This is a genomic window from Streptomyces sp. NPDC003284, from assembly GCF_053589675.1.
In genome coordinates, this window is sequence record NZ_JBSFSI010000032.1 from 59,015 (window position 1) to 73,936 (window position 14,922).

At 70.3% G+C, this 14,922-nt stretch carries 9 protein-coding genes and 1 pseudogene; 2 read left to right on the forward strand and 8 right to left on the reverse strand.

Translation table 11 applies throughout. The annotated features are described in order from the left end of the window. Nucleotides 1-138: 138 nt before the first annotated feature. The 8 genes from ACWDYF_RS36105 to ACWDYF_RS36140 all read right to left on the reverse strand — a co-directional run bounded on the left by ACWDYF_RS36105 (nucleotide 139) and on the right by ACWDYF_RS36140 (nucleotide 12,292). Nucleotides 139-1,287, reverse strand: coding sequence for an ABC transporter ATP-binding protein (locus tag ACWDYF_RS36105; RefSeq protein ID WP_381740411.1), 1,149 nt, complete (start codon nucleotides 1,285-1,287; stop codon nucleotides 139-141). Then, nucleotides 1,280-2,338 (reverse strand): ABC transporter ATP-binding protein, encoded by a 1,059-nt coding sequence (locus tag ACWDYF_RS36110; protein WP_381740412.1) that lies wholly within the window; start codon nucleotides 2,336-2,338, stop codon nucleotides 1,280-1,282. Before ACWDYF_RS36110 ends, ACWDYF_RS36105 begins: the two co-directional genes overlap by 8 nt. An 11-nt stretch (nucleotides 2,339-2,349) precedes the next feature. After that, nucleotides 2,350-3,297, reverse strand: coding sequence for an ABC transporter permease (locus ACWDYF_RS36115; RefSeq protein WP_018571214.1), 948 nt, complete (start codon nucleotides 3,295-3,297; stop codon nucleotides 2,350-2,352). Further along, entirely contained in the window at nucleotides 3,290-4,222 is a 933-nt protein-coding gene (locus ACWDYF_RS36120) for an ABC transporter permease (protein WP_026253118.1), read from the reverse strand. Before ACWDYF_RS36120 ends, ACWDYF_RS36115 begins: the two co-directional genes overlap by 8 nt. Nucleotides 4,223-4,393: 171 nt before the next feature. Beyond that, nucleotides 4,394-6,016, reverse strand: a complete 1,623-nt coding sequence (locus ACWDYF_RS36125; RefSeq protein ID WP_381740414.1) for a peptide ABC transporter substrate-binding protein — start codon at nucleotides 6,014-6,016, stop codon at nucleotides 4,394-4,396. Between the two features lie 673 nt (nucleotides 6,017-6,689). Continuing rightward, nucleotides 6,690-8,606 (reverse strand): translational GTPase TypA, encoded by a 1,917-nt coding sequence (typA, locus tag ACWDYF_RS36130; protein ID WP_381740416.1) that lies wholly within the window; start codon nucleotides 8,604-8,606, stop codon nucleotides 6,690-6,692. Between the two features lie 164 nt (nucleotides 8,607-8,770). Then, nucleotides 8,771-10,945, reverse strand: coding sequence for an ABC transporter family substrate-binding protein (locus ACWDYF_RS36135; RefSeq protein ID WP_389470115.1), 2,175 nt, complete (start codon nucleotides 10,943-10,945; stop codon nucleotides 8,771-8,773). Nucleotides 10,946-11,158: 213 nt separating this feature from the next. Beyond that, the gene (locus ACWDYF_RS36140; RefSeq protein WP_389470112.1) at nucleotides 11,159-12,292 is read right to left on the reverse strand and encodes a glycoside hydrolase family 18 protein; all 1,134 of its coding nucleotides are present in this window, start codon (nucleotides 12,290-12,292) and stop codon (nucleotides 11,159-11,161) included. Nucleotides 12,293-12,522: 230 nt separating this feature from the next. Between ACWDYF_RS36140 and ACWDYF_RS36145 the strand changes: the two genes are divergently transcribed. Both ACWDYF_RS36145 and ACWDYF_RS36150 read left to right on the forward strand, forming a co-directional pair. After that, nucleotides 12,523-14,082: a hypothetical protein gene (locus ACWDYF_RS36145; protein WP_389470240.1), complete on the forward strand. Its 1,560-nt coding sequence runs from the start codon at nucleotides 12,523-12,525 to the stop codon at nucleotides 14,080-14,082. An 88-nt stretch (nucleotides 14,083-14,170) separates the two neighbouring features. Next, nucleotides 14,171-14,922, forward strand: a pseudogene (locus ACWDYF_RS36150) (ADP-ribosyltransferase); the annotation flags it as partial.

A 14,922-nucleotide genomic window follows, 5' to 3' on the forward strand; every position in this document is an offset into this window, starting at 1 on the left:
ATAAGACGCATATATCCGGGATGCCTCACCGCGAGCGGCCCGACTCCAGCCGGATGCACGCCCGTCGAAGCGCGGAAACGCCGGATCCCGGCACCCTGGAGGGGATGCCGGGATCCGGTGGTGGTGCCGTGGTGGGAGCTACGCCGCGTGGACGATGTCCTTCTCCTCGGCGAAGTGGCAGGCCGACTCGTGGGCCGCCTGGCTGTCCGTGCCCTTGAAACGCTCGGGGATCGCCAGCAGCGGGACCTCCTCGGCGCACTTGTCCTGGGCCTTCCAGCAGCGGGTGCGGAAGCGGCAGCCCGAGGGCGGGTTGGCCGGGGACGGCACATCGCCGGTGAGGATGATCCGCTCGCGGTGCTCACGGGCGTCCGGGTCCGGGACGGGGACCGCCGACAGCAGCGCCTGGGTGTACGGGTGCGTCGGGTGGTCGTAGATCTGCTCGTCCGAGCCGATCTCGGCCATCTTGCCCAGGTACATCACGCCCACGCGGTCCGAGATGTGCCGGACGATGGACAGGTCGTGCGCGATGAAGATGTAGGACAGGTTGAACTCGTCCTGGAGACGCTCCATCAGGTTGATGACCTGCGCCTGCACCGACACGTCCAGCGCCGAGACGGGCTCGTCGCAGATGATGATCTCGGGGTTGAGCGCGAGGCCGCGGGCGATGCCGATGCGCTGGCGCTGACCGCCGGAGAACTGGTGCGGGTACCGGTTGATGTACTCCGGGTTGAGCCCGACGACGTCCAGCAGCTCCTGCACCTTGCGACGCCGGTCCCCCTTCGGGGCCACCTCGGGGTGGATGTCGAAGGGCTCGCCGATGATGTCACCGACCGTCATCCGCGGGTTCAGCGAGGTGTACGGGTCCTGGAACACCATCTGGATGTTCCGGCGCACCGCCTTCAGCGCACGCCCGGACAGCTTGGTGATGTCCTGGCCCTTGTAGAAGATCTCGCCCGCGGTCGCCCGCTCCAGGTTCATCAGGAGCTTGGCCACCGTCGACTTGCCGCAGCCGGACTCGCCCACGATGCCCAGGGTCTCGCCCTGGTACAGGTCGAAGGAGATGCCGTCGACGGCCTTGACCGCGCCGACCTGCTTCTTGAACAGGATGCCCTGGGTGAGCGGGAAGTGCTTCACCAGGTTGCGCACCTGGAGGATCGGCTCGCCGCGCTGGACCGGCGCCTCGATGGCGTCGACCGCCTCGTCCTCGCTGCGGGCCTCGACGACGTCCACCTCGGAGACGTTCGGCGTGGCGTCCGGCTGCCCGTCGTTCTTGCTGAGCTCAGCCATGGATCGTCTCCTTCCAGAAGTGGCAGGCCGAGGCACGGCCCGGCAGCTCGCCGCCGTCGCGCTCGGTGACCGCCAGCAGCTCCGGGACATCCGTACGGCAGATGTCCTGGGCCTTGGGGCAGCGCGGGTTGAAGGCGCAGCCGGTCGGTACGCGCAGCAGGTTGGGCGGCAGGCCCTTGATCGCGTACAGCTCCTGGCCCTTCTGGTCCAGGCGCGGGATCGAGTCCAGCAGACCCCGCGTGTACGGGTGCGCGGGCCGCTTGTACAGCTCGTGCACCGGCGCCTGCTCGACGATCCGGCCCGCGTACATCACCGCGATCTTGTCCGCGACGTCGGCGACCACGCCGAGGTCGTGGGTGATCAGGATGAGGCCCATGTTGTACTCGCGCTGGAGCTCCGCGAGCAGGTCCATGACCTGGGCCTGGACGGTCACGTCGAGCGCGGTGGTCGGCTCGTCCGCGATGATCAGGTCCGGCTCCAGGGCCAGCGCCATCGCGATCATGATGCGCTGGCGCATACCGCCCGAGAACTGGTGCGGATAGTCGTTGACGCGCGCCGCGGCGGCCGGGATCTTCACCCGGTCCATCAGCTCGATGGCCTTGGCCTTGGCGTCCTTCTTGGACAGGCCCTGGTGGACGCGGAACATCTCGCCGAGCTGGTAGCCGACGGTCAGCACCGGGTTCAGCGAGGACAGCGCGTCCTGGAAGATCATCGCGATCCGGCGGCCGCGGATCTTGCGGCGCTCCTCGGCGGCCATGGTCAGCATGTCCTGGCCGCGGAAGCGGATCTCGCCCTGCGGGATCTTCGCCGGCGGCATGTCCAGGATGCCCATGATCGCCTGCGCGGTCACCGACTTGCCGGAACCGGACTCGCCGAGCACGGCCAGCGTCTCACCGGCGCTCACGCTGTAGTTGACGCCGTTGACGGCCCGCACGACACCCTCGCGGGTGTGGAACTCGACGTGCAGGTCGCGCACGTCGAGCAGTGGCCCGCCGTCCGCCCCGCCGTCGCGCGGCGACGGCACCGGGGTGACTTCTTCGATGGTGGTCACGTACGCCTCCCTCAGCGCGTCTTCGGGTCGAGGGCGTTGCGGACGGCCTCACCGAGCATGATGAACGCCAGCACCGTGATGCTGAGCAGGATCGACGGGTAGAGCATGATCCACTGGGCCACGCGGATCGAGTTGCCGCCGTCGGAGATGTCGTTGCCCCACGAGGCGCCGTTCAGGCCGAGGCCCAGGAACGACAGCGTGGCCTCGGCGCCGATGTAGACACCGAGCGAGATGGTGGCGACGACGATCACCGGAGCCACCGCGTTGGGCAGCACATGACGGAAGAGGATGCGGTTGGTCCCGGCGCCGAGCGCCTTGGCCGCCTGCACATAGTCCGTCGACTTGACGGTGATGACCGCACCGCGCATCACACGGGCCGTCTGCGTCCAGCCGAGGAAGGCCAGCGCCAGGATGACGACCGGGATGGTGCGGTCGGTGAAGGCGTTCAGCAGGACGAGCGCGCCGAGCAGGAACGGGATGCCCATGAACATGTCGGTGACCCGGGACAGCACCGCGTCGATCCAGCCGCCGAAGTAACCGGCGAGCATGCCGATCAGGCCGCCGAGCACGGTCACCGCGAAGGTGGTGCCGCCGCCGACCAGCAGCGAGGCGCGGGCGCCGTAGATGGCACGGGCGTAGACACTGCGGCCCTGGGCGTCATAGCCCAGCCAGTCGGCCGAGAAGACCTTCCCGTACTGCGGGTGCGCCAGGTAGTGCCCGGCCAGGTCCTTGTTGTTCGGGTCCCCGTCGGTGAACAGGCCCGGCCAGGCGGCCATCAGGAGCAGCAGCAGGATCAGCAGGGCCGAGACGATGAACACCCAGTTGGTGCGCAGGTCCTGCCAGGCGTCGCCCCACAGGCTGCGGGTCTTCTCCGCCTTGGGCTGCGGCAGTTCGCCGCCCGCGGCTGCGGTCGCGGTGGCGCCGGCGGCTTCGTCCGCGGACTTGGTCAGCTCAGGCATAACGGATCCTCGGGTCCAGAACCGCGTAGAGCAGGTCGACGATCAGGCTGCAGAAGAGGTACACGAGGACCAGGATGGTGACCAGTCCGACGAGCGTGGTGCCCTCTCGGCGCACGATCGAGTCGTAGATGGTGCCGCCCACGCCGTGGATGTTGAAAATGCCCTCCGTGACGATCGCGCCGCCCATCAGGGCACCGAGGTCGGTGCCGAGGAAGGTGACGACCGGGATGAGCGAGTTGCGCATCAGGTGCACGCCGATGACCCGGCGCTTGGGCAGGCCCTTGGCGATGGCGGTGCGCATGTAGTCGGCGCGCAGGTTCTCCGCGACCGAGGTGCGGCTCAGCCGCGCCACATAGGCGAGCGAGGCGCTGGCCAGCACGATGGCGGGCAGGATGAACTGGTTGAGGTCGGTCTCGTCGGTGACCGACGGTTCCAGCCAGCCCAGGTTGATCGCGAACACCGTCTGGAGGATGTAGCCGAGCACGAAGACCGGCACCGAGATCAGGAGCAGCGTCACGAAGAGGATGACGGTGTCGGCGGCCTTGCCCGCGCGCATACCGGCGACGACGCCGAGCACGATGCCGACGACGGCCTCGATGGCGAAGGCCAGACCGGCCAGCCGCAGCGTCACCGGGAACGCCTCACCGAGGATGTCGGTGACCGGGCGGCCGCTGGCGATCTGGTCACCGAAGTCGGCGTGCAGGATGATGCCCCGCATGTAGTCCCAGTACTGGACCAGGACCGGCTTGTCGAGACCGTACTCGTGCCGCAGCGAGTTGATCACCTGCGGCGTGGTGGCCTTGTCCCCGAAGAGCCCGCGCACGGGGTCGCCGGGCAGAGCGTAGACCATCAGGAAGATCAGCAGGGTTGTCCCGATGAAGACCGGGATCATCTGGAGCAGTCGTCGTGCGACATAGCGCCCCATGGTGCCTCCATGTCAGTCACAGCGGCAGGCCCTTTTCGCCCCATACGAGCGGCTTCCCAGCGGAATTCCGTACGTACGCGGTGAAAAGGGCCCCCCGGCCGTTCGTCGGCCGCTGCCGTGCCGCACCCTGTCGAAAGGGTGCGGCACGGCACACGCTGTCGTCGTCAGCGGTTACTTCTTGACCTCAACGCCAGTCAGGATCGGGTCACCCTGCTGGTCGTACTTGACGTCGTTGACCTTCTCCGAGTAGCCCGCGTTGACCTTGTAGTACCAGAGCGGGATGCTCGGCATGTAGTTCGGCAGCTGCTTCTCGACCTGCTGGTAGAGCTTCTCCGACTCGTCCAGCGTCTTGGCGGCGTCGGCCTTGGCGATCAGGTCGTCGACCTCCTTGCTCTTGAACCCACCCTGGTTGCCGTCGGCCTTGGAGCCGAACAGGTCGCGGATGAAGTTCGAGATGAAGGGGTAGTCGAGCACCCAGCCGGAGCGGTAGAGCGACTTGACCTGGTGGTTGTCACGCGCGTTGGTGTCGGCCTGGAAGTCGGCCTTCGAGTCGCCCGTGCACGCCACGCCGGTGGCCTTGGTGATGGAGCCGCAGACGGCCTCCACCCACTCCTTGTGACCGCCGTCCGCGTTGTACTGGATGGAGATCTTGTTGCCCGGGACGCCGCCACCGTCCGCGATGAGCTGCTTCGCCTTGGCCGGGTCGTACTTGGTGATGTCACCGACGGCGTTCGGCTGGTAGCCCAGGACGCCCTTGGCGACCCAGCCGGTGGCCGGCTCACGGGTGCCCTGGAGGACGGTCTTGGTGATGGTGTCGCGGTCGATCGCCATCGACAGGCCCTGGAGGACCTTCACGTTGACGTTCTTCCACTGCGGCGCGTAGAAGGCCACGGCGATGGTCTGGATCGCCGAGTACGACTGGTCCACCGCGCGGTCGCCGAGGTCCTGCTTGTAGACCGGGAGGTCACGCGGGGCGACCTGGCGCATCACGTCGAGGTTGCCGGACTTGAGGTCCTGGTAGGCCGTCTCGAGCTTGGCGTAGTTCTTGAAGACCACACCGCCGTTCTTCGCGGCGTTCGGACCCTTGTAGTCGTCGTACTTGGCGACCTCGATCGACTGCTTGTGGCGCCAGCTGACGAACTTGTAGGGGCCGTTGCCGATCGGGTGCTCGCCGGCCGCCTTCGGGTCCTTGTAGAAGGACTCCGGCAGCGGGTCGAAGACCTCGTAGCCGAGCTTGTACGTGTAGTACGGGATCGGCTTCGACAGGGTGATCGTGAAGGTGTTGTCGTCGACGACCTTCAGACCGGACATCTGGTCGGCCTTCGGCTTGCCGCTGGCCGGGGCGACGTCGTCGTAGCCCTGGATGTCGGCGAACCACGCGCTGTTGGTCTGCTTGTTGGCCGGGTTCGCGGCCCAGTTCCACGCCTTGACGTAGGACGTGGAGGTGACGGGGGTGCCGTCGTGGAACTTCCAGCCCGGCTTCAGCTTGATCGTGAAGGTCTTGTTGTCCGTGGTGTCGACCGACTGGGCGTTCACCATGACGATCTTGCCGCTGGAGTCGTAGTCGACGAGCCCGGAGAAGATGGACTTGATGACGATGCTGCCGTTGGACTCCATGGTGTTCGCGGGCTGCAGCGGGTGCTGCGGCTCGCCCACCTCGACGGAGAACTTCCCGTTGGGGTCGGCCGCGGCCTTGCTGTCGCCGCCCTTGTCACCACCGCCGCCACAGGCCGTCGCGCCCAGCGCCACAACCGCGGCTATCGCAACCCACTTGGCGCTCTTGGCACCACGCATGGGGCTCCTCCTCATGAGTCCATTGGTTCACCGCATGGAGGGGCACTTGACGCATCACCGTTACCGGTGCCTGAAATGGTCAGGTGCCCCCTGGCTCGTGAGTCGGCGCCTCCATCAGCGCGTGACCCGTTGATCCGAGCTCTACGCGCCTAACTATCTGCCATCCGAACCGTACCGAACCACACCTTCCAGGTCTCGGTTCGATCACACCTGCCGTGTACTTCTTCCAAAATCCGGACAAAGGGTTTGGTGAAAGATCCCTGCGAAACGGACTTGTTACACAACTATCGGGCGAGACTGTCCGCATAGCGGACAAGGTGTGGTGGAAAACCGGTTGCACCGGAGGGCGGGGCGAGCACGCCTGCGGCCCGGCTCGACCGGAGGCCGAGGACAGACCGGCGCGATGACTCGGCAAGCCGTAGATTCCGGTCACTCTAACAATGGCGCGAACCACCGCAGGCGACACCGGAAAGACCGGCCCCGGTTGTAGGGAAAACCCTGTACGGACCTGACACCCCGACCCCGGATTCGCCCCCGGAAACCGGCGCCGGTACCGGCCCGCGGAACGGCCCTCGGGATGTGGCCCCGCGCCGAACGCGGCGGGCCCGCCCGGCGTGCTGCCGGGCGGGCCCTCGGTGCCGTGGGCGGCCGGCCGTCGGGGACCGGCCGCGGCTCAGCCGTGCTTGGCCCGGCTGGCGGCGCGGGCGCGGTCGCGCGCGTCCAGGCTCACCTTGCGGATACGGACCGCCTCCGGGGTCACCTCGACGCACTCGTCGTCGCGGCAGAACTCCAGGGACTGCTCCAGGGAGAGCTTGCGCGGCGGGACGATGGACTCGGCCACATCGGCGGTCGAGGACCGCATGTTGGTGAGCTTCTTCTCCTTGGTGATGTTGACGTCCATGTCGTCGGCGCGGGAGTTCTCACCGACGATCATGCCCTCGTACACCTCGGTGCCCGGCTCCACGAAGAGCACACCGCGCTCCTGGAGGTTGGTCATCGCGAAGGCGGTGACGGCACCGGAGCGGTCGGCGACCAGCGAACCGTTGTTGCGGGTGGTCAGCGTGCCGAACCAGGGCTCGAAGCCCTCGTGGATGGAGTGGCCGATGCCGGTGCCGCGGGTCTGGGTCAGGAACTCCGTACGGAAGCCGATCAGACCGCGCGAGGGCACCACGAACTCCATGCGGACCCAGCCCGAACCGTGGTTGGACATGTTGTCCATCCGGCCCTTGCGCACACCCATGAGCTGCGTGACCGCGCCCATGTGCTCCTCGGGCACGTCGACCGTCATGCGCTCGACCGGCTCGTACGTCTTGCCGTCGACGTCCTTGGTGACGACCTGCGGCTTGCCGACGGTCAGCTCGTAGCCCTCGCGGCGCATGGTCTCCACCAGGATGGCCAGCGCCAGCTCACCGCGGCCCTGCACCTCCCAGGCGTCCGGGCGCTCGGTCTCCAGCACGCGCAGCGAGACATTGCCGATCAGCTCGCGGTCCAGGCGGTCCTTGACCTGGCGGGCGGTGACCTTGCGGTCCTTGACGGCCGCCTTCGCGTCGGCGCCCTTGCCGGTGCCGCCGCGGCCCACCAGCGGCGAGGTGTTGGTGCCGATGGTCATGGAGATCGCCGGCTCGTCGACCGTGATCAGCGGCAGCGGGACCGGGTTCTCCGGGTCCGCCAGCGTCTCGCCGATCATGATGTCGGGGATACCGGCGACGGCGCAGATGTCACCGGGGCCCGCCTTCTCGGCGGGCTTGCGGGTGAGCGCCTCGGTCATCATCAGCTCGGAGATGCGCACGTTCTGCACGGAGCCGTCGCGCTTGATCCACGCGACCGTCTGGCCCTTGCGCAGCTCGCCCTGCTCCACGCGCAGCAGCGCGATACGGCCGAGGAAGTTGTCCGCGTCCAGGTTGGTGACGTGCGCCTGGAGCGGCAGCTCCTCGTCGTAGGTCGGGGCCGGGATGTGCTCCAGGATGGTGGAGAAGAACGGCTCCAGGCTGTCGGAGTCGCCCGGGACCGTGCCGTCGGCCGGCTTGGTCAGCGAGGCGACGCCGTCACGGCCGCAGGCGTAGACGATCGGGAACTCGATCTGCTCCTCGTCGGCGTCCAGGTCGAGGAAGAGGTCGTACGTCTCGTTGACGACCTCGTCGATCCGGGAGTCCGGGCGGTCCGTCTTGTTGATGCACAGGATGACGGGCAGGCGCTGCTGGAGCGCCTTGCGCAGCACGAAGCGGGTCTGCGGCAGCGGGCCCTCGGAGGCGTCGACGAGCAGCACCACACCGTCGACCATCGACAGACCGCGCTCGACCTCGCCGCCGAAGTCGGCGTGGCCGGGGGTGTCGATGATGTTGATCGTGATGGGGTCCCCGCCGTCCTTGGGGTGATACTTCACCGCCGTGTTCTTGGCGAGGATCGTGATGCCCTTCTCACGCTCCAGGTCGTTCGAGTCCATCATGCGGTCGTCGACGGAGTCGAGCTGATGGGCGGCGAAGGCACCGGCCTGCTTCAGCATGCCGTCGACGATGGTCGTCTTGCCGTGGTCGACGTGGGCGACGATGGCGACGTTTCGAATGTCGTGACGTGTTGCGGACACGGCCATAGTGAGGCGTACTCCCGGAGTGTGCGGACGGCTGCGCGTACGTCCTCGGTACACGCGCCCTGCCGGGCTGAACACGCCACGGCCTCACCCCATCGTACGGGTGCGCCGCCGCGGGGGCCTGCGCGGCCGGGTGCGGGACGCTCCCGGCCACGTCCCGCGCCCCGCTACGAGGACGCTCCGGACGGCCCCTTCGCGCCCTTCCTCAGGTAGCCCATGTCCTCGTAGACCGGGGTCTGGAAGCCGAAGGCGCCCACGTTGGCCAGGGTGTCGCGGACCGCGACGAGCTGGGGCCGCTGGTAGAGCGGGATGGACCCGGCGCTCGCCCAGATCCGGGCGTCGGCCTTGCGCACCAGGTCGCGCTCGCGGCCCTCGTCCAGGGTGGCCAGGGCCTGGTCGAAGAGCTGGTCGACCTGGTCGGTGCCGACCCGGGTGTAGTTCTGCTGCACGTTCAGGGAGCCGTCGGCGGCCGGGACGGGCTTGGCGTACACCGGGCGGGCGTCGGTGGCCGGGTAGGCGGAGGCCGGCCAGGAGTACAGGGCCAGGTCGTACTGGCCGGCGGCGATGTGGTCGCGGAAGTAGCTCTCGTCCGGGACCTTGGTCACGTCCGTGGCGATGCCCACCTTCTCCAGCATGGCCGTGATCCGGTCGGCGACCTTGCGCAGCGTCTCCGAGCCCGGCCCGGAGGGCAGGACGAAGCGGAGCGTGAGCGGCTTGCCGTCCTTGGCCAGCGGCCCGGCCACCGTGCCGGCCGGGGCGGCGGTGCCCCGGGGGGCGTACGCGCCGGGGGCGCCGTCCTGGGCGAGCTGGCGCGTCCTGGCACCGTTCTCGGCGCTCTCCTCGTCGCGGGGCCTGCCCTTGCCGTCGCCGTTGTGCTCGATGTCGTCGTTCACCCCGACGATGTACGTGCCGTCGCCGTCCCCGCCGCCCGCGTCCTTGTGCCCCTGGGCACCGGCCGCCTTCTCGCCCTTCTTCTGCTTGTCCTGCTCCTTGCCCGTCCCGGCCACCCAGCCGGCGTCGGCGAGCAGCGCCTTGGCCTGGGCGGTGTCCTGGCCGCCGAGCGCGTCGCTGCTGTCGGCGTAGGCGGCCTGCCCGGACAGGGCGAGATGGCTGCCGACCGGAGTGGCGGGCAGGCCCAGCGGCTTGAGGACGATCTCGGCGAGCTCCTTGCGGTCCAGGGCGTGCGCCACGGCGTGCCGGACGCGCTCGTCGGCGAGCGGGCCGCCGGCGCCGTTCAGCGCGAGCTGGGTGAAGGCGGGCTCCAGGGACTTGCGCACCTTCACCCCGCGCAGCGCGTCCTGCTGGCGGAGATAGGTCGTGAGCGTGCCGCGGCCCTCGGCCAGGGCGCGGCGCTCGCGCCCGGCGGCCTTCTCGTCGGAGCCGTGCACCAGCGCCCAGGAGCGCAGCGCCTTGGCGGCGGTGCGCCCGCCGGCCGGGCCCTGGAAGGGGGAACTGCCCTGGGCGCCGTCGGCGAGGGTGATCCGGTCGGCGTCGGCCGGGTCGATGTCGGCCACGTCCACGGTGCCGTCGGCGAGCGCGGCGGCCCGCTTGTCGCGCGCCACCTGGTGCAGCACGATCTCGTTCAGCTTGGCCGGGTGGCCCCACCAGCGCGGGCTGCGGGCGAGGACCACCTCCTTCTCCGCGGTGTCGATCTTCTGCACGGCGAAGGGCCCGGCGCTGACCTTGAGCTTCTTGCGCGCCCCGTCGTTGAAGTCGTTGGCGGTGCCGGTGACGTCCTTGGGGTACAGCGGCGAGAACAGCGACTGCCAGTCCGCGTAGGGCCGGGCGAAGGTGACCCGGACCTCCAGGTCGTTGGCGCCGCGTTCGACCTTCTCGATGCGGTCGTACCCGGCGTTGCGCGCGGTCCAGTACGCGGAGTCCTTGCCGGACAGGGCGCGCCACTGGGCGGCGAAGTCGGCGGCGCCGATCTCCCGGCCGTCGCTCCAGACGGCCTGCTGGTTGAGCCGGTAGACGACGACCTGCCTGGGCTCGGTCTCGACCACCCGCGCGGAGTCGAGGTAGTCCGCGTCGCGCTGCGGCCGGCCGCCGGCGTCGAGGCGGAACATGGCCGGCAGGACCGCCTGGGCGATCCGGGTGGTGCTCGCGTCGGCGTCCGCCTGGAAGGTGTTCAGCGTCTCCGGCATCGTGTCCACCGCCCAGCGCAGCGTGCCGCCGTCGGTGACCTGGGCGCGGGCCGCGGGGGCGATGTCCTGCCCGGCCAGCGGTCTGCTGCCCTCGTCGTCCGAGCCGCAGCCCGCCAGCAGGGGCACCGCCAGGGCGCCCGCGGTCAGGAAGGCGACCGAGCGCATGACCGCGCGGGGCCCGACACCGTCGTACGACATCTGTGCTACCTCCGGGGAGCCGCTCCCGCCGGTGGGCACGGGCCGCGTGCTGCTCGTGCCCGGTGAGGCCCTGTCCTGCTGGCCCTGTCCTGCTTGTGCGCATTCGGCGGTATAGGTGGCGTAGGGCATATTTGGAACTGATCAGATCTATGGCCCCACTGAAGAGGAAAGCGTCCGCCCCCGGGCGGCGACACGGCGGGAGGCGGGGGAAGGTCACTCGGGTGGAGCAGTGCGGGCCCAGCCCTCGCGATAGGCGGTCCAGTCCGCCTCCGTCGCCGCGAAGTCGACGTACAGCGCGACACCGAAGCGGAGGCGGTCCGCGTCCGTACGGGACAGGCCGAGGCGGACGCCCCGGACGGCGGCGGGCACGGTCTCGGCGTGGTCCCAGTGGCCGAACCGGTTCTCGTGGAAGAAGGGCAGGCCCATCAGCAGACCGGTGGTGGGCGGGGTGGCCTCCAGGGCGAGCGAGGTCTGCTGGGCGACATAGCCGCCGTACAGGCTCTGCGACGGCTGCATGGTGTCGTACGACATCACCGCGATCTGGTCGACCCGGCGCGCGACCTCGCCGAAGTACGCCTGCGACCACCACTTGGGGTGGCCGGTGAGGGTGCCCCACACGGAGTGGAAGGCCGGGAGCGGGTCGATCTGGTGCGCGGCCACCGACAGGACGGCGCCGTGGGCGTGGGTCAGGGCGCGCAGGTCGTCGAGGAGGCCGAGGTAGTCGCGGTCGCCGGAGTGCAGCGGCTCCAGGTCGAAGTGGGCGCCCTCGAAACCGGCGGCCAGCACCGCCCGGGTGGACTCGACCACCGCCGCGCGCGTCGCCGCCCGCTCCAGCCGCAGCCCGTCCGGGCTCTCGGTGGCCAGCACGTCCCCCAGCCACGCCTGCACCCGCACCCCGGGCAGCGCCCGGTGCACGGCCGGTATCAGGCGGCCCGCGCCCCGGTACGCCGACGCGGGCAGCGTCCCGTCGTGCTCCAGCGGGCCCGCGTGCACGTACAGGTCGCGGATGCCGGTCCCGCGCAGCCGCGCGGCCAGCGCCTCGATGTCGGCGTCCTTCTTCCGCCCGTCCACCCAGGCGTGCCCCAGCCAGATCGCGTCCTGGCCCCGGGTGCGGGTGCCCTCGGCCGGGTCGCCCGTGTAGTTCACCCGCAGGGCGGTCTCGGCGGCGAGGAGCGGGAGGAGGAGGACGAGGGTGAGGACGAGGAGGGTGCGGCGGGTGCGGCGGAGGGTGCGGGAGCGGGGGGTCTGCTTGTGGGGGGACTTCTTGTCGGGGGTGGGGTCGGGTGCGGGGGTGTCCGTGGTGTGGTCCGTGGTGGGGTCCGTGGTGGGGTCCGTGCTGTTCTCCATGGCGCTGTTCCGAACCCTTCCGTGTTGCCGTGTCCGCCCGCCTGTCTCCGTCCCCAGCGGTGCCGCGGCCCCGGTCGCGGGCCCGCGTCGGCGGTCATACGCTCCCGAACGTGACGTCATCCCCGGCCCGCGGGGTCCTGCCCCGCCGCGCGATCCCGCACCGGTGCGGGCGGGCGGCGCGGGCCGTGCTGGGCGGTACGGCGGGGCTGGTGTGGCTGGCGCTTCCGGTGATGACGATCAACAACGGCACCGCGGTTGCGGCGGCACCGCGCTCCGGGCCCGTCCCGGCCGCGACCGCCACCGCCGCACCCGGGCAGGACGAGACGTCGGGCGCCGACCTCGTCCTGCCGCTCGCCGCGGTGGGCGCGGTGGCGGTGGGCGCCGGGTACGGGTACGTACGGCGCACCCGGCGGGCCCGGACCCGTACGACACCGGGCGGCGGCCACGGCGAACCCGCCGAGGCCCGGGGACTCGACGAATCCCCCGAGGCCGAGGAGCGGGCGCGGCGGTCGCTCGTCATGGCCGACGACTGCGTACGCACGAGCCATGAGGAACTCGCCTTCGCCGAGGCGCGGTTCGGCGGCGCGGCCGTGGCGCCGTTCGCCGCGGCCGTGCGGGAGGCCGGGACGGAGCTGGCGGCGGCCTTCGCCCTGCGACGGCCGCACGGCGACCAGACCGCTCCGACCGCTGCGACCGCTGCGACGGACCCGGCCGGGCCGCCGCAGGTGTGGGCCGGGGTGATCGGGCACTGCGAGGAGGCCGGCCGGGTGCTGGACGCGGCGGCGGGCGACTTCGACGGCCTGCGGGGCCTGGACCGGGGGGTCGGCGGGGCGGTGCAGGTGGCGGAGACCCGTTTCCGTGAGCTGGCGGGCCGCACGGCGGCGGCGGAGTCCGTACGGGCCGGTCTCGCACACCGCTATGTCCCCTCCGCGTCGGACCAGGTGACGGGCCACGCCGAACAGGCGAAGGACCGCCTGATGTTCGCCACCGTCCATCTCAACCAGGCACGCCAGGCCGCCGATCGGGACGAACGCAGCGCCGCCATCGCCCATCTGCGCGCAGCCGAGGGCGCGGTGGCGCAGGCGGCGGTGTTCCTCGACGGCATCGAGCGTCTCGCCGCCGCACTGGACGAGGCAGCGGCCCTGGTCCCGGCCGCGCTGAGCGGGGCGGAGGCGGAACAGGCGGCGGAGGCGGGGACCGCTCTGCCGGGTGTACCGGCCGGTGAGACGCGCTCCCGCGTGCTGCACCTGGACGGCGTACTGGCCTCCGTACGGCAGGCGTCCGGGCGGCCGTACGATCCGCTGGACGCCCTGCGCCGGATCGTCGCGGCGGCGGCTCCGCTGGGGGCGGGGCGTACGGGCGTCCTGTCGGCCGCCGCGCTGCTCGTGGCCCGCAGCGCCGTCGCCGCAGCGGCCGACGTCGTCACGACGCACCGGGGCGCGGTGGGGCCGGAGGCCCGTACGACGCTGGCCGAGGCGGAACGCCTGCTCGCCGCCCCCGGATCCACCGTCGGCCTGCTGTCCGCCGACGCTCTCGCCCGCGCGGCGCGCGACCGCGCCGAACAGGACGTCCGCGTCCACGGAAATCCCTGCGCCGACGGGGACGTTGACGCCATCGGCGGCCCCCCGGGCGGTCGCGGCACCTCTGGTACTCCCGCCACTCCCGGTACCGCCGGTGCCGCCGGTGCCGTCCTCGGCGGCATCCTGCTCGGGCCCTCCCCCACGGCCCCGCCCGCGAGTTTCGGCGGTCCGCGTACACGGGCGCGTCACGGCGGCGGCCGCAGCTCCTGACACCCCGTGACCCTTATTTGTATGATGATGAGATCTTGACGCGAGTCGGCCTGCTCGGACGGGGCCGACGAACGGGGGGCAGTGCATCGTGATCAAGCCTGAGGAGATTCCGCAGTTCACGGGTGATCTGGGACTGCTGGAGAAGGCGTACGGGAACCTGAAGACGGACGCGGGCCACATCCGCTCGACCGGTCAGGACGTGCATACGAAGTTCCAGGGGCTGTCGGCGTACTACACGGCTCCGGAGGCGGAGCGGTTGTTCGCGTCGACGAAGCCGGTGCAGGACCGTGCGGACACGTTCGCGACCGGTCTGGAGTCGGTGTCGGGAGCACTGTCGGGATACGCGACGGAGATCCGCCCTCTCGTCAAGAAGCTCGCCGACCTGAAGGACGAGGCGACGACGTTCGTCAACTCGGTCAAGGACGATGACGACTGGCAGTACGACGGTGACAAGGTTGATCGTCACAACCGGATCCGGGACGAGATCACGCGGACGGTCGCGGCGTTCTGGGCGGCGGAGCGTACCTGCCACAACAAGATCACCGCGCTCTTTCCCGGCGGCACCCAGATGGTTGCGGGGGACGGTTCGGACCGGAAGGACCAGTACGGGTTCAACGCGGACGACCTGAAGAACGCGAAACTCCCCTGGGGCGACCCGGTCGAGGAGAAGCACCATGTGTGGGAGGTCGGCCACTGGATCAAGTCGTTCGTGTGGGACGGCCTGATCGTGGACGGCGTCTGGGGCACGATCAAGGGCCTGGGGACGCTGGTCGGTTTCGGCGGCTGGGAGGCGATGGGCCAGGCGTGGAAGGGCCTGGCGCAGCTGGCGACGGGCCTGGT

Bases quoted from the DNA above. Each gene is read 5' to 3' on its own strand.
- ACWDYF_RS36105 (WP_381740411.1), bottom strand. From the start codon at position 1,287: ATGGCTGAGCTCAGCAAGAACGACGGGCAGCCGGACGCCACGCCGAAC.
- ACWDYF_RS36115 (WP_018571214.1), bottom strand. From the start codon at position 3,297: ATGCCTGAGCTGACCAAGTCCGCGGACGAAGCCGCCGGCGCCACCGCG.
- ACWDYF_RS36120 (WP_026253118.1), bottom strand. From the start codon at position 4,222: ATGGGGCGCTATGTCGCACGACGACTGCTCCAGATGATCCCGGTCTTC.
- ACWDYF_RS36125 (WP_381740414.1), bottom strand. From the start codon at position 6,016: ATGCGTGGTGCCAAGAGCGCCAAGTGGGTTGCGATAGCCGCGGTTGTG.
- typA (WP_381740416.1), bottom strand. From the start codon at position 8,606: ATGGCCGTGTCCGCAACACGTCACGACATTCGAAACGTCGCCATCGTC.
- ACWDYF_RS36135 (WP_389470115.1), bottom strand. From the start codon at position 10,945: ATGTCGTACGACGGTGTCGGGCCCCGCGCGGTCATGCGCTCGGTCGCC.
- ACWDYF_RS36140 (WP_389470112.1), bottom strand. From the start codon at position 12,292: ATGGAGAACAGCACGGACCCCACCACGGACCCCACCACGGACCACACC.
- ACWDYF_RS36145 (WP_389470240.1), top strand. From the start codon at position 12,523: ATGACGATCAACAACGGCACCGCGGTTGCGGCGGCACCGCGCTCCGGG.